Raw genomic sequence first — 21,413 nt, forward strand, 5'->3', positions numbered from 1 at the left:
ATTACTTGAGCTATTGCTAATTGTTTTTTATAGTGCTTTAATATAATACAAATACAAATAATGTCAATACTATAAATAGATTTTTTACTCATTTTTTTATATAAATATTTATCAATGCAAATAAAAAGGGGGTTATTAAAAGCAGCTCATTATGATTTAAATAGCTCAGATTTTAATTTGAAAAACAATAAGATTTATGTAAACAATTCTATTTCAAATAAATTATATTAAAAATGACCCCGTTAACTGCATTTTAACATTAAAAGTTCTTTTTACAAATGAAAGCTTTGAAACTAATGAATTTATTGGAGATATGAATGTTATTTTAGAAAGAGATAATTACACTGATACAGTTGGAGAAATAATATAAATTGTATTGTTTATAGGTCTTTTATCATTGCTTCCTTTTAGTATTTTGCTACCTTTCTTAATGCACTCTCATATAGAAGAATTTAATTTATATATGATGGTAGTATTATTTTTTATAGTAGGTGTATTTATTATTTCTACTTTAATTTTTAATAATTATACTCCAATGCTATTTCAAATACATGCTCCAAAATTTGATTGCTCTTGAAAGGAGTATAATAATTAAAAGTAAAACTAAAATTATTATAATTAATAAGAAGTTTGGCATTTAAATCCATTTTATAATTAGGCGAATGAGAAAAATAAGTTATTATATTAAATAGATTGTTAAGAAAATATAAATAAAGCCCTATAGAATAAAATGAATGACTATCTTCATAAAAATATTCTACATAAGGACTTAATATAAAATCATAATTATAAATAAAAGTATAATTAATACCTAGTAAACTTTTTATATCATTAAGGCTTTTCCCTATATTGTCGCTGCTTAAAATATTGTAAGTAACATTTCCATAAAGTTTAAAGCCTATGTCAAATATATATGAAGCCTCAAAACCAAGCATTAAATTATTTTTAAGTGTTAAGTCATAAGTATATTTTGTAATAGCCATTAAACCCAAATGAGAAGAAGAATATTTTAAATAATACCAAGCTATGTAATACTTTGGTTCTTCTAGTAAATCTATTGATTTTGTGTCTGTGATAAATCCTATAGAATGCGTTATATTATCCTGATAAAAATTAAGCTCGCTGTTGTATAAAGCGTCAAAATCATTATATAATACACTATCGCCCACAAACATATACTGCCTATTAAAACCTTCTCCGAAATGAAATTTTCTTTTGCCTATATAAAAACCCAAAATATCATTTATATATGTAAACTGAAGCTCATCAAAAGTAAAAGAAGCATAAGCCTTATTATCTGTCTGCTTTATAAAATTACCGTTATCATAAATAATATCTCTATTATCTTTTGTATATATTCTTACTGACGGCTTAAATGCAAAATAAAAATTATTATTAATATATTCAAAACCCAAATAAAAATAAGCATCATTGCTTAAAATAGAATTTGGTATAAATTCCGTTTCTTTCATATCTATATAGCTAAAATTATTTTTTATTCCAAATTTAGGAGTTATATCAGCGAATGCTATAGACGATACAATAAAAAAAATAAGATATATTTTTATATTTTTCATTTCTTAATTAATCTTTAAATAAACTAAAAAGCATTTTCATATTCTCGCTTCTAAAATATGAACTTGAGGAACTTGAAGGCTCTGTACTTGATATATGACATACTGTGCTTAAATTGGTATTAATAATCAAATTATAAAACTCCATATCATTAAAAGCATTATTATTTACTTTATATATACCTCTTTTTAATGCTTTACCGCTGTTATCAAAAAAATCTATATTATAACCGTTTGAAGTTTTTTTAAGTACCGCCTTAGCATAAGGAACGCTTCTATTTTTCTTTACTAAATTTATCTCTTCTGAACTTATCTCTTTTTCAATTTTATAATCATCAGTAAAGTTTATGGACATCAAATCATTCATATTGGCAGCACCTGTTACAACATAACTTCCAGAGATTTTTAAAGGTGAAACCTGCTTCTCTCCTTGAACAAAAAAACCCTGCTTATTGGCTAAAAATAAAGTTTTATTATCTTTTAAATACATTAATTTATAATCTTTTCCAACTATCATATCAAAATTATTAATAGTTTTTTTGCCGTCCTTTATATCAGTAAAAGTTCCAGACATCTTATAACTTTTGCCGCCTCTATTATAAATATTAACAAAATCATTAAATATATTCTGACTATACAAATTAAAAGATAAAATACTTATTATAAATAAAACTCTAAACATATTTTATAACCTCTATTATAGGCATTTTTATAACCTTTATTATTGGATAAATACCTGCTAAAATTGATACAGATAATACCCATGCAAATATTAAAACAGTATCTTTGAATGTTAGTAATAAACTTAAAGAATATCCGTCAGTAGCCCCCGGAAATTTCATTATAAAGTTTGAAGCATTAAGTATTCCAGAAGCACTGTAAGAAATAATTATCGAAATAACTGAACTTAATACTGCCATTATTATAATTTCCAAAAATAAAAGCAAAGTTACATTTTTTATATTTATTCCTAAGGCACGCATAGTACCAAACTCATTTAATCTCTCCAAAAAATTTGTAGTAAGCATCTGCATAACTGAAACAAATACTAATATGCTTAATACTCCCAAAGCTATTAAATAATTATTAGTGTTCATATCTATTACAGACAGCAAAAATGCATTCAAATCCTTCCAGTCTTTAGCCTCATAATTTAAATTGTTTTCATTAAAGTATTTGTTAAGATCATTTTTTATTTCTTCCGCCTTTTTATAATCTTTTAAATATATGAGTAAATTATGAGCATCACCATATTCAAGACCAAATACTTCATATACAGCATTAAGAGGACAGTAAATAGTAATAGCATCTGAAGCACTATTATTTAATGATATCAAACCTACAGCCATTAAAGAACCTAAACTTATGCCCTCTCCGAAATCAGTCATCAAATTTAAATAAGACTCTTCATCATAATTGAGATTAAAAAACTCTCCCAAATCTTTACCAAGCACCATAGTATTAATATCATCATCGAATATAGGCGTGCCAGACTTTAAAGAAACTGATGACATGATTTTTGAAGGTTTTTCATAAGCATACCCTGAAAAAAATTTACTTTTATTTTCATTGCCTATAAGTCCGCTTATATCAAGTTTTTTCTGATAATCATTAACTTCATTTATAGTTTCAAGTTTTTTATAAATAATTTCAAAATCATTATCTTTAAGCATATTAATTTTTTCGCTTTTTTTATCCCAATAGGATTTATCAGCTATTACAATAGAGCCTCCGCTTGTATTTATACTTGTAATAATGCCTTCTTTAGTAAAATTATTATATCCGCTTATCATCATAAGAGATACAAAAGACACTATAATAAGTATCATATTTAAAATTGTTCTGGTTTTATTATACCAAAGATTATCAAAAGCTAATTTTATTATATTCATTTATCTATTCCGTTATAGTTATTAACAATATCAATTTAATTTTAAGTTTATCAATTTTTTTATTCAACTTTTTCCCGCCTTCGCTTGCCTACGGCACACAGAGTGGCGGGCTTCGCCAAAAGAACCAAAAAGTGCAAGTTAAAAATAATACCAAATAGTACTAATTATAATAAATCACTTATTCGTATAATAATATATAATTGCGTACTATCTATAATATTTAGCAATACGGTGCGGAGAATATATAACTCCCTCCCTCATAATGTATTTTGTATCAGCATAATTCTCTATCAATTCATCATGCGAAATAAAAAAACCTATGCCGTTTCTTCTCTTTATAGTGCTTCTTATATATTCATAAATAAATTTGCTTGTGTCAGTATCCAAATTTGCACTTATCTCATCGCCAAATATATAAGGAGCTTCACTTACTAATGCCCTAGCTATAGCTACCCTCTGCTTCTGTCCTCCTGAAAGCTGTTCTGGTTTTTTCTTTTTTAAATTATATATTTTTAAGTTTTCTAATATTTCATTAACTTTTTTATTTATATTAGAAGAACTTTCGTTTAAAAATTTAAGAGGAAGTGCAACATTATCAAATACACTCTGAGTTTTTAACAGCTCAAGAGACTGTAAAATAAGCCCAATATTTAAAAGTCTGAAACTGCTTCTTTCTTTATCACTCAATCTTGAAACCTCTTTATCATTCCAATAAACTGCTCCCTCTGTAGGAATATCTATACTTGAGAGTATGTGAAGAAGCGTACTTTTACCAGATCCAGAAACTCCAGCCACCCAAACAATTTCGCCGTCTTTTATCTCCAAACTAATATTTTTATTTGCAGATATATTATAATCTTTAGTCTTATATATTTTTGATATATTTTCGCATCTTATCATAATTAAAAGTCAGCCCCCTCCGCACTTAAAAATCCATCATTACCTTTATCATAAGAGCTTTTTAATAAATACCCGTAAAAACCTTTAGGATACATTTTCAAAGCATTATCCAATTCTTCAAATGCCTTATCCGTTTCATTTACTTTCATATATGCCATAGATCTATAAATATAAGCTCTGTAAATCATATAATCTGGTAAACTGCTTGTATAATTTAATGATGTCATCACAGAATAGTATGCAGCATTATTATAAAAACTCAAAGTAGCTATCTGCCACATTCCGTATACCTGCTTTGCTCTTATATTATTTTTATTCTTTAATAAAGCCAAACGAGAATAAGTATACATATCAACAATCACGCTGTAAGGATATTTTTTATTGAAAAAAGCAAGCGATGTGAAAGAGTTAGCAAAATTAGCATAAGCTCCGTAAATATCAGAAGAGCCTTTTTTAAAAACTTTATCTTTTTTAAGATTTTTATATATATCCCCTAATATTTTATAATCCTCTTCAAAAGTTCCGCTTGCAATAGATACATTAGCCCATAAAGTATAGCATTCTATACTTAAATACATTTTCTCTTCTTCGCTTAAATTACTGTTTTTTATTCTGCTTAAAATATCTTTAGCCTCGCTCGTTCTTACAAGTCTTTCTCCTGAATGATATTCATTATTTTTATTATCTATTTCTTTTAATATATTATTAGCTTCGCTTGAAATCTCAGCGTATAATCCGCAGAAAGAACTAATAAAAATTAAAACAATCACTCTAAACATTTTAATATCCTTATTTATTACAGCAATTTTATATATACTGAAAATTTTTAAGTTTCTCAATTTTTTTATTCAACTTTTTCACTTCGCTTGCCTACGGCACGCAAAGTGAAAAACGCACAATATATAAGTATATTTAATAATTCGTAAATATATCAATTAAACATACCCTTTCCTTTAGCATTCATATCAATAACATTTTTTATAAAAGCCCCCTCTGGAAATATATCTTTTGCCATTTTTATGTATTTATCATAATTGGCTTTATCATTATTTTTAAAATAAGCCTGAGAAGTCCATAAATAAACCGTATGCTTTTCCCATTTCTCTTTGGCATTGCTTTCAGCCTTTTTAAATATTGGAAGTGCTTTATCTATTCCGCCTCCTACAAACTCAGGACTGTATGCTGTAAGTATTGCCTTGCCCAAAAGCGAAGGAAAATGATTCGCATTGATTTTTAAAGCATTATCATATATCTCCCCAGCTTTTGCCGAAAGTTTTATAACATCATTAAATGAGGAATAATTAATAGCACCGCTCATCACATCAGCAACAGAAGCCATATAATCAGCATCTTTTTCAGATAAAAGAGGAGTATTTTTATTAATATTATCATTTAATAATTTATAAGCCTCTCTTTTACTTTTAGGATTCATATATATATCCATAAGTAAAATAAGATTCTCATAAGTTTGTTTTTCTATTTTTCCATAATTACCATTTTTTATCTTTTCTATAACAGCATTTAAATCCCCTTCTTTATTTGTATTAATCATATAATACAAGTTATAAAGTTCATTAAAATCCTTACTATATGGAAAAGCTGAAAGAGCAAAAACTAAATATAAAACTATAAAAATATTTCTCATATATTAAATCCTCCTTAAATATAACTACTCATTAACAATGTTAACATCGCTGTCTTTATTCAAATTATTTTCATTGTTTTCATTATTTAAATTATTCATATTAGAAAAAAATGCTTTGTCTTTTATCCCCATATAAATAAAATAAGAAATCATCACAGCTATAAAAGTACATACAACAGAAACAACATAAGAAATAATCTGCTGTATTATTAAATCATTATTAATAGTTATATTATTTATAATAAAGCTAAAAAAGAATGATGAAAAAGATAATCCGCTTATAACAAATTTTATAAATGCAATTATCAAAGCAGTTATTAAAGCCATATCAATTCCTTTATTTTTAATATAATTTTTGATGAAATAAATAGTTAAGCAAGTTAATATAATACCAATCACATTAATAATAATACCAAAAGCACTTTGAATCATCATATACATCAAAGTTACAGGAGTAGAATCCAAAATAGTAAACATTCTTATAATTTCAAACAATCTAAAAAATATATAATATAAAATACCAATCACTATTGAATAAATAGGAGAATACAAAAAAGCAGGAAGTATAAAAAATATGCTAAATATAGTAGTACAAAATATAGTAATTATACCCAATACTTCTGAATTAAAAGGTATTAAATAAAACGATAAACTCAATGCTGTATAAAAGATTAAGCATATAAAACAAAATATAATTTTATTTTTAATACTTCCCATTAATAATAAACTCCAAAATATTAAAACATTATAGTACTAATTATTAAATTCATAACCAAACTATTATTATTATCAACACCAAAAGTTAATTGTAAAGGTGTTGATCCGTAAAGATTATATCCTATTCCTCCTCCTACAACGTACAATAAATTACCTTTATCAATACTCTCCTCAAAATATTTTCCATAACCTACATTACCAAAAGCAACTAAGTATATATCATTAAAACCAGATGGAAGAAATCGCATAAAAAATTTATATTCAAAATGAGCAAATGTAAGAAAGTCCATATTTTTAAGATGTGCTTCCAAATTTGATAAAGGCATCATCATAAGAGAGTATAAATATTTAAATCCAATAGAATATTTTTTCTCGCTTTTATCAAAATAAGCACTGTATCCTATATAAGGCATAATTCCAAGCTCTCCCCAATAATGAAAGAATGAATAAGGCATACTAGCTGAAACATTATAAGAATACTGATTCTCATTAGGTATAATGCTCGCACCTATACCAGCATTGAATTTTAATTTATTGACTCCATCATCAACAAATGTAGAACTTAAACCAACACTTTGATTAATCTTAAATATAGAGCTTAATCTGTAAACTTCCCTCTCAGAAGAAAGTATTTTTCCTATGTTCATGCCATAATAAATCATTACATTATCAAAAGAATATCCTAATTTTAATTGTCCGTAATATTCTAAATCTTTATAATTAAATGTAGAAAAAGGAGGTGTTATTCCTTGTTTGTAATTTAAATCTATAAAAAATCTTCTGTATCTGTACTCCATTCCAACATTAGCAAATATTCCAAATGATGACTCAGAGCCATAATCAAAACTTATTCCCACACGAGGAACATATACAAAATGCGAATTCTTTTTATATGCATATCCTAAATCAACAGAAAAAGGAAATCCGAAATAATTATAACTATAATGAAAACCCGAGTTTACAAAATCATTCTGAGCAAAAAGAAAACTTGATAATATGCTGAACAAAATTAATATTCTAAATATTTTCATGGAATATAAATCACCTACTATTTATCTTATATTACTATTATAGCATAAGTATTATGTCTGTCAATATACTTTGTGTAAAATATTATAAAATTCATTTTTTATATTCAAATATGCTACTCCTAAATAAATGATAATCTGCAATTATAGAAATAGTCCAATTTAATATTCCATTAAAAGCCCAAATAAACCACAAATAATTATTATATTTATATGTGATAATATTTATAATAAGCATTATTGATGAATAAATAAGAACAGCAATAATAGAGTTTTTTAAATTAATTTTATATATATCATAACTGTATTTTCTTATTTTAGGCTTAATATTATCTGAGAAATTCCAAAGAGTATAAATAATTATATAAATAAATAATATCAAATAAAAATAAGGCATAGTAAGTTTATATCCTATTTTAGTAACTTCATTAAAAAAACTTAAATTCTCTATAATCAAACCCAAAATAAATACCAAAAAAGCTGTAGAAAAAGATGATATCAAAGACGTTAATATCTTTATATATAAATTATGAACAATTTTTGCATCTTTGCTTATATCATCAAAAAGCTCATCAATATTGCCAAGTTCATTTATAGCTTTACTGCTTGCTTCTTCATATTTCATTCCATTTTTTACATAATTCTGAACTTTAGAATTAAGCATATCTTTTATTTCATCTAACTGCTCAAGCACTTCTCTAGTATTAGGATATTTCTTTTTAATATTTTTATAAAACTCATTAATATTCATTATTATTTCCTATTAATATTTTTATCAGAATTTTTAAAAAATTTATAAAATAAAAATACAGTCAAAGGCCAAGATAAAAAATATATAATAACAAATACAAACCAAATATGATGAGGACTGAAAACAATATTAAATATAAATACTGCTATAGATATAATCAAAAAACCTATTATAGAATATTTTAAATTTATTATATAATCATTATAAGTATATTCAACTACCTCATATATACTACGCATATTAATAAATGGTATAACTGTAGTTAAAAAAATAGCAATTATTCCAGAAATAATAAAAAATATGCTTGGCACTAATGAATTATTTATATAAGAAAAAAATAATATATTGTTGTTTTTTAAAGATATAAAACATAATAAAAAAGTTAAAAAAGCTACAATAAAAATATCAATAATACCAGCAAATAAATATAATCTGCATTTATTAATAATTTTTGCATCCTTTGATAATTCTTCAAGAAGTGAATCAGCATCCCCGAAAGATTTAAGAGCCTTTTTAAAAGCCTCTTCTTTAGAATCATTTACATATTCTTCGCTTTTCATATATAAATAATTTCTAAGCTCTTCAATCTGATCTCTAATTTTCTGAGTATTAGGGTATTTATTTTTTAATTCATTACAAAAATCATCTATCATAACATTTTCTCTTATATACAATATCTATTCAATATCAAGTAGTTTATCTATTATCTTTTTAGTAAACAGCCATATTTCTCTCTCTTCATTAAGAAATTTTATGCCTTCTTCTGTAATTTTATAATATTTCCTTCTTCCGCCCTGACTTTCATCTCCCCAATAACTTTCTATTAACTTTTTTCCTTCAAGCCTTCTTATAGCACTGTATAAAGTCTGTCCGTTAATCTCATATTCTCCATTAGTTTTATCGGTTATCAATTTAGAAAGCTCATAACCGTAAGAATCATTATCTTTTAAAAAATGCAAAACTACAGCATCTATATGTCCACGTATAATATCGCTTTCTATATACATTATATTCTAACCCTTAAATTAATAATAATATACTTCTTACAGTAAAATAAATATATAATTTTGTCAATAACTTATTTATCAGCATACCTGAAAGTATTAACAGCAAGAATCAAAGCTACTATTAAACATACTAAAAGTACTGCTATTCCTATAAAGTAAGCCTTAAAATCAAAATAAAAAGCCCCCCTAAATGCATTCAAAAAATACTGAAAAATATTTAATTTGCTTAATAACTTTACTATATTAGGTGCATTATATAATGAATAATATCCGTCGCTTAAAAACATAGAAGCCATTAAAATAATATTATATAATATACTTGCTGTTTCATTATTTTTTACAAGACTAGAAACAAAAAAACTTATAAATATATAAAGCAAAGAAGCTATTATTATTACAGGCAGAAATAACAAAATAGATATAAAAGAAAACTCTATCTTAAAAAATAAAGCACAGACAAAAAATACAAATAAACTGCTTATAATAGATATTATCACCCAAGCAGATGATAAACTTATTATATATTTATATAAAGGAAGCGGGGTTACTTTAAGTAAATTATAAACGCCTCTTCTTCTCTGACTTAATACATTAAAACTAGTAGTCATAAAAGAATAGGCAAGCACACTTACACATGTCATAGCGGTAAGTATATGTATAGTATAGCTTTCCATATTAAAAAAAAGCCCTAGTGATATAACTATTACCAAAGGAAAAAATATTGACCAAAATATAAGAAAAGGATCTCTTATAGCTTTTTTCATTGTAAGTTTAAATATTATTCTCATAATAATTATTATTTCTCATAAAACTTCTAGTATATACATAAACAATTAAAATTTAATAATTAGTAATATGCAGATAAAGTTTCTCTAAACTGTCAAAATTATATTTACTTAAAAGTTCATCTTTACTTCCGCTTTCTAATATCTCTCCTTTATATAAAAATACTATTCTATCAGCAATATCTTCTACCTCTTCTAAATCATGAGAAGTAAAAAGAATTGTTTTATCATTCTGGGCAAACTCTTTTATCATATTTTTTACATTGTATCTTTCTCTAGGATCCAGACTCGCTGTAGGCTCATCAAATATAAGCAAATCAGGATTTTGCATAGTAGCTATCATTATGGCAAGTTTTTTCTGCTCACCTCCTGAAAGTTTAATAGCTAATGTTTTGGCATTAAGAGAATATTTATTAAGCATATTGTTTATATCTTCATCTGTTATTTTTATATCATAAAGAGCTGAAAACATTAATATATTATCTCCTACACTATAGCCTTCAAAAAAAGGCGTAGACTGTAATTGAACTCCTATATGCTTTTTATAATTGTCTATATTAATTTTTAATTCACCGTTATCCGCTTTTAATATGCCTAGTAATATATTTATAAGGGTAGTTTTTCCAGAACCGTTTGGTCCTACAAGTGCTATAACTTCGCCTTTATTTATATCAAAATCTATTTTTTTTAATATTGTATTTTTATTAAACTTTTTTTCTATATTTCTAGCACTAATCAAAGTTTCCATTTTCCGCAATTACCAGATTTCATTTTTTCTAAATTATTATAAAACCCGCTGCATCAATAATAAAATTATCAATACAGCAGGCATTAAAATTTATTATAAAAATTATAATAAATTAATTGTTTGTTGTAGTTGTTACATTAACACAACAAGAACAACAACAAGAGCAGCAACATCCTCCAGGAGTCAATACAACAGATTGGCTTTTTAGAGAACATGTTGTGCGTACTTTTGAAGAATATTTAATCATATCAACAACTCCTTTTGATGTTTTTTATATTAAACTCATCATACAAAACATTTTTATATAATGAAATTAATACCTACGCATATTTTCAAACTGCCCAAAGTAATACATTGTAAAAGCTATATTAGCAAATATGGGCGGTATTAAACTTCCGCTGTACTCAAATGCAAGTCCATTAACAAAAGTAACTACTAAGCAGGCTATAGTAAATATAAATGCCTGTTTAATGCTTGTTACTCTGAAAATTTCTTCCAATGAGAATAACATACCCACTATAAAAATAGTAAAAAATAAATTTTGAAATTTATCTCTTAAAGCTAAGTATATTACTCCATTAAAAAACAAACATTTTATTATACTCGATAATATTATTAATATCCATTTTGGATTTATTCTCGAAGAATAAAGCAAATACACAGATGGAACTAATAATATATTATTAAATATAACATTAGTCCTTATATCTTTATTAATCAAACTTATTACAGCCATAATAATTTCAAAAGCTGAAATAACAGCAAAAATATTAATAAAAATATAAATTATATATTTTCTTTCTATATATAAATATAACAAAATATTTTGTTTTTGCAAAAAACTAATTAAAAATGCAAAGCTAATCATAAAAAGCCAATATATATAAGTGCTTACATAAACATACATATCATCATATTCTAATTTGCTGTGATTCATCAAATTAAAGCATATACTATTAATGATATTATTACGCTCCAAAAACTTAATTATAATACCAAGTATAAATGATATTACTATATAAGGCAGAATGTCTAAAATTATCAATTTATCTTCTCCACTCTCTTTAATGACAATAAATATAAAATCATATTCTGAGAAAAATGGGTAATAACAGGTATTATAATACAGAAAGAAGAATAAACAAACAGCAAAGAATATATTAAACCCACTATAAACTTTTGAAATACAGCATTAGCACCTAAATATATATGATTAATGGCATATATAAAAGCAGAAAGTATAATAACAATAAAGATATTAATAGAAAATATATTATAGGCTATATTAAAAAATACCTGCCTGAAAATAATTTCCTCGCATAAAGCCCCTATAAATATAATTATAATATCAAAAAATATATTCTTTTTTTCTATTATTTTATGAACTTCTATATTTTTTATCCAAACTCTATATTTAATAAAATGAATAATGATGCCTTCAAATAGCTCCAATCCTATGCATATAAATGAAAATACAAAAGCTATTATAATAAAATATATATTAGCACTATAATTAATAATACCAATATACCCTGTAAAAAACACCATTATAACAAATAAAGCATAGCTTAAAGCATTAGGGAGTATATTATTTATTCTGCCTAAATTTAATTTTATAAATATCCCAATCAATGAAGTAGGAAAAGAAACTGCTGTAAGAACAAGCAATGCACTAAGGTAATGGGTGTGGGAATTCATTATTAGAAATTCCTCCGTTTTTAATTATCCTAGGGTGATTACTGTAAGGAAAAGCAGGCATAGACATTTGCACCAGCTCTGGTATATAAACTCTCATAACATGCAAATCTTTATCTGATATTTCAGAAGGTGTAATATCCAAATAAACAGCATATTTTGAAATATTATTAAGACCTTTTAATAAATATTCCAAATCTTTTTGAGTATTAACTTCAAGATTTTTGTATTTATTCAACTGCACTTTTTCTTCTATCTTGCTGTTAATAAATTTAAGTTTTTTATCTTTATTTTCTAAATTAGCCCAATAATTAACATTGCTGTCAAGATTAAGATAATTTTTCTCTGATACAGTTTCTAAATAATCACTAGGCATAGATAATGCTCCGTTAATATTTAATGTAAGTATAGCCAAAGCCTCCATAAAAGCCCTGTATATTACCTTTCTAGGATTAAGCCCAGAAGAAGCACCCACTACAATATACGGAGTTTTTTCGCTTTTGTTTATAAGAATAACAGTAAAAACATAGCCTAAATTATTATCAACTGTATAATCAAATACTCTTATTTTATAATCAATATCCTTCAAAATCATATTAATAGCTTCGTTAAGTATATCATCATCTATAATAACTTCTTTAACCTTGCTTCTTGTATACCACTTTATCATACAAGCATCGCATTCTATTATCTCATTAACAGCAGATTTTAAAGCAAGATAAATACTTTTATGACTTGCACTTCCTTTTGAAAATCCGCTTATAAATACTTTCTCTTTTTTATCTCTTCTTATTATATGCGATAAAAATAAATTCTGTGCTGGTACATAATATTCTTTTTTACTGTCAAATAAGGAAGGAAGAAGCACCCAAGATAATACATCATCTTCTGTAATATTTTCTAAAATACCTATACTATTTAATTTATTTATATCATCATCTGTATATATTTTAACATATTCAAAAGGTATAACATTATCAGGATATTTTTCTTTTAATTGATTGTAAGAAAGATATTTAAGTTTATCCTCAAAATATAAATTTGAAGTAAATAAAGCATACCTCTCAATACCCTCGCCTAATAATCTTATAATAGCCTCATCTCTATAAATACCATATCCTGAAAGATGATAATTCACCTCAGCGTTATCTCCTAATAATATTTTATGATAATTAGGAAGCATAGCAGTGCATGTATTCATATTCTCAGCAATCACAGAATTAGCCTGCATTATGATAATAGAATCCATTATGCCAGTCTGATGTCCGCAAATAGAATTATATTTATTTAAAATGTTTTTATAACTTGGGTAATAATTAATCATATACTTTTATCCGTTTTTATTTAACAATTTCTTTTTTATAATTTTTATCATTTTATTATAACTTTGCTTGAAAACTTTTCTATAATCTCTTTCGATGAAGTATACATTTCATTATATTTTGCCTTGCTTATATGACCGCAAGCAGGACAGAAAGGTACTCTAAGCAAATCCTGAACTTGAATCTCTATAGAAGGTATATAAACATTAATAACTCGCCCTGCTAGTTTGAATTTACCTATTGCAGCAAATAAAAATGCCTCATACAAAGCAATGGAAGTAAAACTTTGCAAAATAGGCGTTATATAAGTTCTTTTATTTTTTATTTTAAAGTTCATAGTCTGCTTAACAAATTTATTATAAACTGATAAACTTTCATTTCTTGCTATAACTCTATTTTCAAAGCATTCATAACAAGCTGTTTCTTTTCCTTTTATAGTTGTAATATTTAAAAATGGTCCGTCCAGTATTGATATAACTATTGGTATTGACTTATCAAGAAGAAGCCTATTAATATTTCTAAGCAAATTAAGTCTTGGCTTCTCTACGCTTATAACTACGCATGATATATTATCAAATAATTTTAATAATTCTTTTTGTATTTCTATGTTTTCAATAGCATCAGTTGTATCTGTAAGATTAGATTTTTCTATTTTTTTTATATCATCAGCACTCATCATATCAATATTTATATATATATCTTTAGATACTAATAAAGCATAATCTTTTAATCTGTCATTATCAGTTATAAACATTATTTTATTTTTTTCTATTTTGCTTTCATCTGGAATATCATAAAAGTATTCGCCTATAAGCTCGTATACCATATTTTGCATATTATTTTTTTTATCATCATACTCTAAAAATCTGTTTCCAATCAAAGAAGATATAATATCATTTAGTAAATTGCTGTCTTTTTCATCTAATAAGAATTTTTTTACTACATCATCAAAAGATATAACCTTGTCATCAAAAAGCTCTTTAGATATAAAAGCTATTACTTCTTTCATATTATCATTTAAATCATTAAGAGTTAAAGAAGCCTCTTCAAAGTTCCATATTCCTTTTCTAAATCTAATCTCATCATCAGAACTGAAAAAAATGCTTACATTATCATAAAGTTTAATATTCTTTTTAGCCATACAAAATCAACCTATTATTATTTATTTTTATATAATTTACATAAAATCATTTTGAAAGTAAAGTAAGATGCACAACATGATTAGTTTGTCCGTCAATATTTAAAAACTCTTCAGATAAAGTTTTATTAAATCCTCCTATATCGCATGCCAGAATACCGCTTGCTGCTGCTGTAAGCTGTATATTCTGAGCAATTTCTCCCGTTTCTATCAATGCAAACTGAAGTGCCATATCACCATATTTCCTAGAGTTTTCATATATGCTGTATACATAATAAATAGATAAAGCAGTTTTTCTTAAATCTATATCTCCTCCAAAAACATTATTATTATAATAATTTTCTAAATCTCTATCACTGAATAATTTAATTTTTTCAAGAGAATGAGTAAAAGGCATATATTTGTATATTCCTTTATCAAGATTATTTATATTAAGAACTGCTATATAAAGATATATTGGATAAAGTCCTCCTCCAGACGGAGCTGTACGGAGTTTTGATATATATTTATCTCCAAATGTTATAGTACTGTATTCATCTTTATTTAGCTTGAAATCAAAATCGCCAGAAATACCATCCCCATAATAAAGAAGAGTAGATAAATCACTTAAAGTTAGAGGCTTGCCTTTAAAATCTCTTCTGCTTCTTCTTGACCTTATTACTGAACCTATAGGAGCATTAATATTTTTATAAGGAGGAAGTTTTACAGCATTTCCTTTTTTATGAATTTCCTCTTCAAGAAGCACTCTATTGCTTAAAGAAGCATCTATAGGAAATGATGAATAGCTTACTACATTTAATATTGAAGAGATATCTATTGATGATTTTTTCGAGTTTAAAAGATATTCTTCGCTTATATTTCTGTTTATTTCAGAATGTATTGCTCCTCTGTATGATGACTCAGAAGTTTTTATGCCTATAGTATCAGCATACATTGAAACTGGTATATTTGAAGAAAAATTTACTACACTAAAAAGAAGAGGTATCTCTTTTGCTTCTAATTCTTCTTTTGTTATTACTATTTTTTTTGTTTTTTCATTTTTTTTATCAACTTTCTTTATGATTCCCATAAGATTTCCGCATTCTAAAACTTATTCAATATAATAACCAAATATAACAAATTTCATAAAAATATCAGTAATTATTTTTTATTCTATTGAAAATACATATCAAATTCTATATAATTTTAATGTTCTCTAACAATTTCTCAAGGAGCATTAATATGATAAAGAAATTATGCATTGCTTTAATATCAATAGTGTTTTTTTTATTTTCTTTTTCCTGCTCAAACTCTTCTGCCAAAAAAACAGGAAATACGGGTACTCTTACAATAATACACATGAATGACACACATGGAAAAGATGAAGAAGAAAGAGTTATAGACAAAGAATTAAATCCGCCTGAAACTAATTATATGTATGGAGCTTCCAGAAGAGCTTCTTATATAAAACAAGTAAAATCCACTAATAATAATGTATTAGTTCTTCATGCTGGAGATACTATTACTGGAAGCGTTTATTCTACGGTATTTCAGGGAAGAGATGAAGTAGATATAATGAATATGATAGGGGTAGACGCTGTAACTATAGGAAATCACTTTGTAGATTACGGACTCGATAATTTTACAGAAATAATGAAAGAGAGAAAATTTCCAACACTTTCTGTAAATATAAAAAATAAATCTGATAATAGCTATTATGCTATTCCTTATATAGTTACAAATGTTAATGGTCTTAATGTTGCTGTAATAGGAGTGACAACTACGGAACCAGTTTATAGTTCTTCAAGTGTAAAAGACTTAGTATTTGAAGAAGAAATACAGGCATTAAAAAATTTTCTTAAAAAAACACCTCTTAATACTACTAATGATGTTACTATACTATTAAGTCATATAGGTTATGAAAAGGATAAAAAGGTAGCAGAGGCTATCCCTAATACATTTGATATAATAATAGGAGGACACAGCCATACAGAACTGCATGAAGCTGATATTGTAAATGGTACGCCTATAGTGCAGACTGGCTGTTATGGAAAGTATTTAGGAGATATTAATTTAAGCGTTAGCAACGGCACTATAAATAGTTTTGATTATAAATTGGTATTAATGGATCAGAATATAGAACAGGATAAAGATATGCTTGCATTTATTGATGAGATGAAAGGTACTGTTGATAAAGAGTTTAATGTAAGAATAGGTACTTTGCCTGTTGAACTTCCTCAAGATGGAATAAGAACTAATTCTATGGCTATAGGAAATTTTGCATGCGATTTAGTGCTTGATTCTTATGATAATATAGATATAGCTATAGTTAACTCTGGAGCATTAAGAACTTCATTGCCTGAAGGAGATATTACTTTGGGAAAAATACAAAATGAATTCTTTCCTTTTAATAATCAGGCTGTAACTCTTTCATTAAATGGAAAAGATTTGCTTGATATGATAAAAATATCTGCTACAAAAAGAGGCGGTGGTGGTTTTCTTCAATATTCAAAAGGTGTTGAAATAGTATATAATACTCAAGGAGAATTGATATCGGCAAAACTAAATGGAGAGGATATTACAGAAAATAAAGATTATAATATAGTAATGTCTGATTATATTTTAGACGGAGGAGATGGTTATACTGATAATGAAGGAAATCCTATAGGAAGAAAAGGAAAAAATATTATCATGACTGGAAATGATATAAGAGATGCTTTAATATCGCAGATAAAAAAACTTAATAATATACCAGCAGATTATATATATGAAAAACCTAGAGTAATATTTGAGTAATTATTAAAATATAAGAGCCTGTTTTATCAAGACAGGCTCTTTTTACAATAAAAAATTTTAATAATTTATTTAAATCTCTCTCCAGTAATGTAATAGTAAACCCATTTAGCTATATTCTCAGCATGATCTCCCATCTTTTCAAAATATTTTGCTATCATCATTAAATATATAGCCTGATCAGCATTCTCAGCACCGCTTTTAATTAAATCAACCATAGCATCACGCATACTATAAAACAGCTTATCCACTTTATCATCACAAGCTATAACATTTTTCGATAATTCTTCATCCTTTTCTTTAAATGCTTTTAAACAATTACTCACCATATAATCTATTATTTCATACATCTCTATTATATGCTTTATATTATCTTTATAAACATTTCCTTCCAACAAAAATCTAAGCAAATCGCATATATCCTTAGCCTGATCCCCTATCCTCTCTAAATCTGTAGCAATTTTTAAGGCGGCAGAAACTATTCTCAAATCAGTTGCAACAAGATGCTCTAATAAAAGCATTTTTAAAGATGCACTTTCTATCTTATATGATATTCTGTTTATATTTCTGTCATTTTCTATAACCTGATTAGCAAGATCAATATCAGCATTTACTAAAGCCTTAGAAGTATTCCTCAAAGCATCCAATATCATGTCGCCTGCTTCAACAACATATTCTGTTAATTTATTTAATTCTTCATCAAATTTTTTCATTTTTTTAACTCCAATTTTTTATTAAAAAATAATAAACTATAAAATTAACCAAATCTTCCTGTGATATATCTCTCTGTTCTCTCATCCTTAGGTTTAGAGAATATCTCTTCAGTATCTCTATATTCTATAATCTCACCAAACAAGAAGAAAGCCGTCTTATCAGACACCCTCATAGCCTGCTGCATATTATGAGTAACTATTACTATAGTATATTCATTTTTAAGCTCATCAACAAGGTCTTCTATTTTTCCAGTGCTTATTGGATCTAATGCACTTGTGGGCTCGTCCATAAGAAGTATTTTAGGATTAACCGATAAAGCCCTAGCAATGCATAATCTCTGCTGCTGCCCTCCAGAAAGCCCTAAAGCATTTTTATTGAGCCTGTCTTTTATGTCGTCCCAAATAGCAGCCTTTGTTAAACTATATTCCACTATCTCATCTAACTCTGATTTCTTTTTTATTCCGAAAGTCCTTGGTCCATAAGCAATATTATCATAAACACTCATAGCAAAAAGATTAGATTTCTGAAAAACCATTCCTACATTTTTTCTTAAATACGATACATTAACATTTTTATTATATATATTAACTCCAGCTATCTCTATATCTCCCTCTATTTTGCAATTTGGAATTAAATCATTCATTCTATTAAAAGTTTTTAAAAGAGTAGATTTTCCGCATCCAGAAGGCCCTATAAAAGCTGTTACGCTGTTTTTGTTTATATCAATATTTATCTTTTTTAAAGCCTGAAAAGATTCATAATATAAATCTAAATCTCTAACCTTAATAGCTATATCAGTATTAAAATCAAAGTTTACCATATTATTTAATTCATTAGCCATATATATTCAATCCCCTTAGAATTTAATAATCTTTTTTTAATTTTGTATTCACTAAAAATAATGAAGCATTAAGAAGTATAACCATTATAAGCAAAATGCTTGCAGTAGCGAATGTTTGATTAATATAAAGCCCCTCGCTTGAAAACATCCACATCATAACAGAAAAAGAACTTCCAGCACTAAAATAACCCTTAGGCATATATCTAACAGCACCAGCAGTATATATTAAAGCAGCACTCTCCCCAACTATCCTACCAATACTTAAAATAACAGAAGTCATTATTCCAGAGAAACCACAAGGCAAAACTATCTTAAATATTGTTCTCACCTTTGAAGCTCCTAATGCTAAACTACCCTCTCTTAAACTTGGAGGTATTGAAAGTAATGTTTCTTCTGTTTGTCTTATTATAGAAGGAAGAATTATTAACACTAATGTGAGAGAACCTGCCATTATACTTCTTCCCATGCCAAACAAATTAGCAAATACCAACATACCAAAAAGCCCAAACACTATCGAAGGTATTCCTGATAAACTGTCTGTAAATATTCTTATTATAGATATTAATTGACTCTTTGCCTTTGAATATTCTGTTAAATAAATAGCGGCAAATACTCCTAATGGAATAGCTATTATTAAAGACATAAAAAGCATCATAGAAGTAGAAACTATTGCAGGCAAAAGCGTCATTTGTGAATTGTTGCTTTCACCAAATAGTAAATTTAATGTTATATGAGGAAGACCTCTAATAAGTATAAATAATACTATAAAAACTAAAAGCAGTGTAGATACAATAGATGCAAACACAGAAATATATTCTAAAATACTAGCTTTTATAGTACACATTTTCATGTCAAACTTTTTAAAAGAAAAATCATTTATATTTGTTTTAAGCTCTTTGTTTTTTCTAAAAAGATTAGAAAAAGAAAATGAAAAATATAAATTATTTCTTTTTAGAATAGAAAGCACTATATTGATTATAAGTATAAATATGAGAAGCACAAAAGCAGTTGCAATTAATGCAGACCTATGATTGCCTGTTGCATACCCCATCTCTAATGCTATATTAATAGTCATAGTTCTAAAATATGAGAATAAATCTTTAGGTATAAAAGGAGCATTACCTGCAACCATCATAACAGCCATAGTCTCACCGATAGCCCTACCCATACCAAGCACTATAGCAGAAAATATACCCGACTTTGCCGCCTTCACTATAACACCAAAAATAGCCTGTGAATGAGTATTACCCAAAGCCCTAGCACCGTCATAATAATATTTGTAAACTGCCTCTAAATTGTATCTTGTAATTGATGTTATAGTTGGAAGTATCATTATAGCAAGTATTATAGAACTCGCTAACACTCCCTCACCTACATCATTAGGAGAGAAGTTTTTTAAGAAAGGAACTAATACCACCATTCCAAAAAATCCATAAACAATAGATGGAATGCCCGCAAGCAAATCTATTACCTGAGATAATATTGTTCTTATATTCTTTGGAGCAAACATTGATATGTAAACCGCAGTAAAAAAACCAAATCCGCCCCCAAGAAATACAGAAAGAATTGTGATATATAAAGAGCCTACAATCATAGGCAATATTCCAAAATCCTTTGTTGAAGGCGACCAATTCATTCCAAAAACAAATTTGAAAAATCCAACCTCTTTAAATATTGGCACACTATAGATAAATATAAAAATACATATTGAAAATACAACTATAACTGAAAATATAGAACATATAAAAAATACATATCTCATTATATTATCTATTATTTCATTAAACTTATATTTATTAATATTCTTACTCAAAATAAATGTCCTTAAAAATTACTTAGAAATAAAAAAAGCCGATATACAAAAAATATTGTACATCGACTTAT

General features: G+C 26.4%; 22 protein-coding genes. 1 reads left to right on the forward strand and 21 read right to left on the reverse strand.

The window, feature by feature from the left end; translation table 11 throughout:
* Positions 1-518: 518 nt before the first annotated feature.
* The 18 genes from Q0J69_RS01695 to Q0J69_RS01780 form a co-directional block, all read right to left on the reverse strand.
* Positions 519-1,577, reverse strand: coding sequence for a hypothetical protein (locus tag Q0J69_RS01695; protein ID WP_297203733.1), 1,059 nt, complete (start codon positions 1,575-1,577; stop codon positions 519-521).
* A 7-nt stretch (positions 1,578-1,584) separates the two neighbouring features.
* Positions 1,585-2,256 (reverse strand): hypothetical protein, encoded by a 672-nt coding sequence (locus tag Q0J69_RS01700; protein WP_297203735.1) that lies wholly within the window; start codon positions 2,254-2,256, stop codon positions 1,585-1,587.
* The gene (locus Q0J69_RS01705; RefSeq protein ID WP_297203738.1) at positions 2,249-3,466 is read right to left on the reverse strand and encodes an FtsX-like permease family protein; all 1,218 of its coding nucleotides are present in this window, start codon (positions 3,464-3,466) and stop codon (positions 2,249-2,251) included. The genes Q0J69_RS01700 and Q0J69_RS01705 overlap by 8 nt, the downstream gene beginning before the upstream one ends.
* Before the next feature lie 207 nt (positions 3,467-3,673).
* Entirely contained in the window at positions 3,674-4,366 is a 693-nt protein-coding gene (locus tag Q0J69_RS01710; RefSeq protein WP_297203740.1) for an ABC transporter ATP-binding protein, read from the reverse strand.
* A gap of 2 nt (positions 4,367-4,368) precedes the next feature.
* On the reverse strand, positions 4,369-5,145 hold the full coding sequence (locus tag Q0J69_RS01715) for a hypothetical protein (RefSeq protein ID WP_297203742.1): 777 nt from the start codon (positions 5,143-5,145) through the stop codon (positions 4,369-4,371).
* Between the two features lie 152 nt (positions 5,146-5,297).
* On the reverse strand, positions 5,298-6,011 hold the full coding sequence (locus Q0J69_RS01720; RefSeq protein WP_297203744.1) for a hypothetical protein: 714 nt from the start codon (positions 6,009-6,011) through the stop codon (positions 5,298-5,300).
* 24 nt (positions 6,012-6,035) lie between these two features.
* Positions 6,036-6,728 carry an NADH:ubiquinone oxidoreductase gene (locus tag Q0J69_RS01725; RefSeq protein WP_297203746.1) on the reverse strand — a complete coding sequence of 231 codons (693 nt, stop codon included), beginning with the start codon at positions 6,726-6,728 and terminating at the stop codon, positions 6,036-6,038.
* Positions 6,729-6,748: 20 nt separating this feature from the next.
* Complete coding sequence (locus Q0J69_RS01730; protein ID WP_366030056.1) at positions 6,749-7,753, reverse strand: hypothetical protein; 1,005 nt, start codon at positions 7,751-7,753, stop codon at positions 6,749-6,751.
* 97 nt (positions 7,754-7,850) lie between these two features.
* Positions 7,851-8,507, reverse strand: coding sequence for a permease prefix domain 1-containing protein (locus tag Q0J69_RS01735; protein ID WP_297203750.1), 657 nt, complete (start codon positions 8,505-8,507; stop codon positions 7,851-7,853).
* A 2-nt stretch (positions 8,508-8,509) separates the two neighbouring features.
* A complete protein-coding gene (locus Q0J69_RS01740) occupies positions 8,510-9,160 on the reverse strand; it encodes a permease prefix domain 1-containing protein (RefSeq protein WP_297203752.1) in 651 nt (216 codons plus the stop codon).
* A 24-nt stretch (positions 9,161-9,184) separates the two neighbouring features.
* Positions 9,185-9,514, reverse strand: a complete 330-nt coding sequence (locus Q0J69_RS01745) for a PadR family transcriptional regulator (RefSeq protein ID WP_297203754.1) — start codon at positions 9,512-9,514, stop codon at positions 9,185-9,187.
* A 71-nt stretch (positions 9,515-9,585) separates the two neighbouring features.
* Positions 9,586-10,302, reverse strand: a complete 717-nt coding sequence (locus Q0J69_RS01750) for an ABC transporter permease (protein WP_297203756.1) — start codon at positions 10,300-10,302, stop codon at positions 9,586-9,588.
* Positions 10,303-10,354: 52 nt separating this feature from the next.
* Positions 10,355-11,047 (reverse strand): ABC transporter ATP-binding protein, encoded by a 693-nt coding sequence (locus Q0J69_RS01755; RefSeq protein ID WP_297203757.1) that lies wholly within the window; start codon positions 11,045-11,047, stop codon positions 10,355-10,357.
* A gap of 313 nt (positions 11,048-11,360) precedes the next feature.
* A complete protein-coding gene (locus tag Q0J69_RS01760) occupies positions 11,361-12,092 on the reverse strand; it encodes a hypothetical protein (RefSeq protein WP_297203759.1) in 732 nt (243 codons plus the stop codon).
* The gene (locus Q0J69_RS01765) at positions 12,089-12,745 is read right to left on the reverse strand and encodes a CPBP family intramembrane glutamic endopeptidase (RefSeq protein WP_297203761.1); all 657 of its coding nucleotides are present in this window, start codon (positions 12,743-12,745) and stop codon (positions 12,089-12,091) included. The genes Q0J69_RS01760 and Q0J69_RS01765 overlap by 4 nt, the downstream gene beginning before the upstream one ends.
* Positions 12,720-14,066 (reverse strand): YcaO-like family protein, encoded by a 1,347-nt coding sequence (locus Q0J69_RS01770; protein ID WP_297203763.1) that lies wholly within the window; start codon positions 14,064-14,066, stop codon positions 12,720-12,722. Before Q0J69_RS01770 ends, Q0J69_RS01765 begins: the two co-directional genes overlap by 26 nt.
* 47 nt (positions 14,067-14,113) lie before the next feature.
* Complete coding sequence (locus tag Q0J69_RS01775) at positions 14,114-15,205, reverse strand: streptolysin associated protein SagC (protein ID WP_297203765.1); 1,092 nt, start codon at positions 15,203-15,205, stop codon at positions 14,114-14,116.
* Positions 15,206-15,251: 46 nt separating this feature from the next.
* Positions 15,252-16,271 carry a SagB/ThcOx family dehydrogenase gene (locus tag Q0J69_RS01780; protein ID WP_297203767.1) on the reverse strand — a complete coding sequence of 340 codons (1,020 nt, stop codon included), beginning with the start codon at positions 16,269-16,271 and terminating at the stop codon, positions 15,252-15,254.
* 152 nt (positions 16,272-16,423) lie between these two features.
* Here Q0J69_RS01780 and Q0J69_RS01785 point away from each other — a divergent pair, with 152 nt between their 5' ends.
* Positions 16,424-17,977, forward strand: coding sequence for a bifunctional UDP-sugar hydrolase/5'-nucleotidase (locus Q0J69_RS01785; RefSeq protein ID WP_297203769.1), 1,554 nt, complete (start codon positions 16,424-16,426; stop codon positions 17,975-17,977).
* 65 nt (positions 17,978-18,042) lie between these two features.
* On the opposite strand, the gene phoU is transcribed toward Q0J69_RS01785, so the two are convergent.
* Genes phoU through pstC form a run of 3 tightly spaced genes read right to left on the reverse strand, consistent with a single transcriptional unit; the run spans position 18,043 to position 21,342 of the window.
* Positions 18,043-18,687, reverse strand: a complete 645-nt coding sequence (phoU, locus tag Q0J69_RS01790; protein ID WP_297203771.1) for a phosphate signaling complex protein PhoU — start codon at positions 18,685-18,687, stop codon at positions 18,043-18,045.
* A 44-nt stretch (positions 18,688-18,731) separates the two neighbouring features.
* The gene (gene pstB / locus Q0J69_RS01795; RefSeq protein ID WP_297203773.1) at positions 18,732-19,529 is read right to left on the reverse strand and encodes a phosphate ABC transporter ATP-binding protein PstB; all 798 of its coding nucleotides are present in this window, start codon (positions 19,527-19,529) and stop codon (positions 18,732-18,734) included.
* 22 nt (positions 19,530-19,551) lie between these two features.
* Positions 19,552-21,342 (reverse strand): phosphate ABC transporter permease subunit PstC, encoded by a 1,791-nt coding sequence (gene pstC / locus Q0J69_RS01800; protein ID WP_297203775.1) that lies wholly within the window; start codon positions 21,340-21,342, stop codon positions 19,552-19,554.
* Positions 21,343-21,413 lie beyond the last annotated feature (71 nt).

The organism is uncultured Brachyspira sp. (assembly GCF_944388875.1).
Lineage (GTDB): Bacteria > Spirochaetota > Brachyspiria > Brachyspirales > Brachyspiraceae > Brachyspira.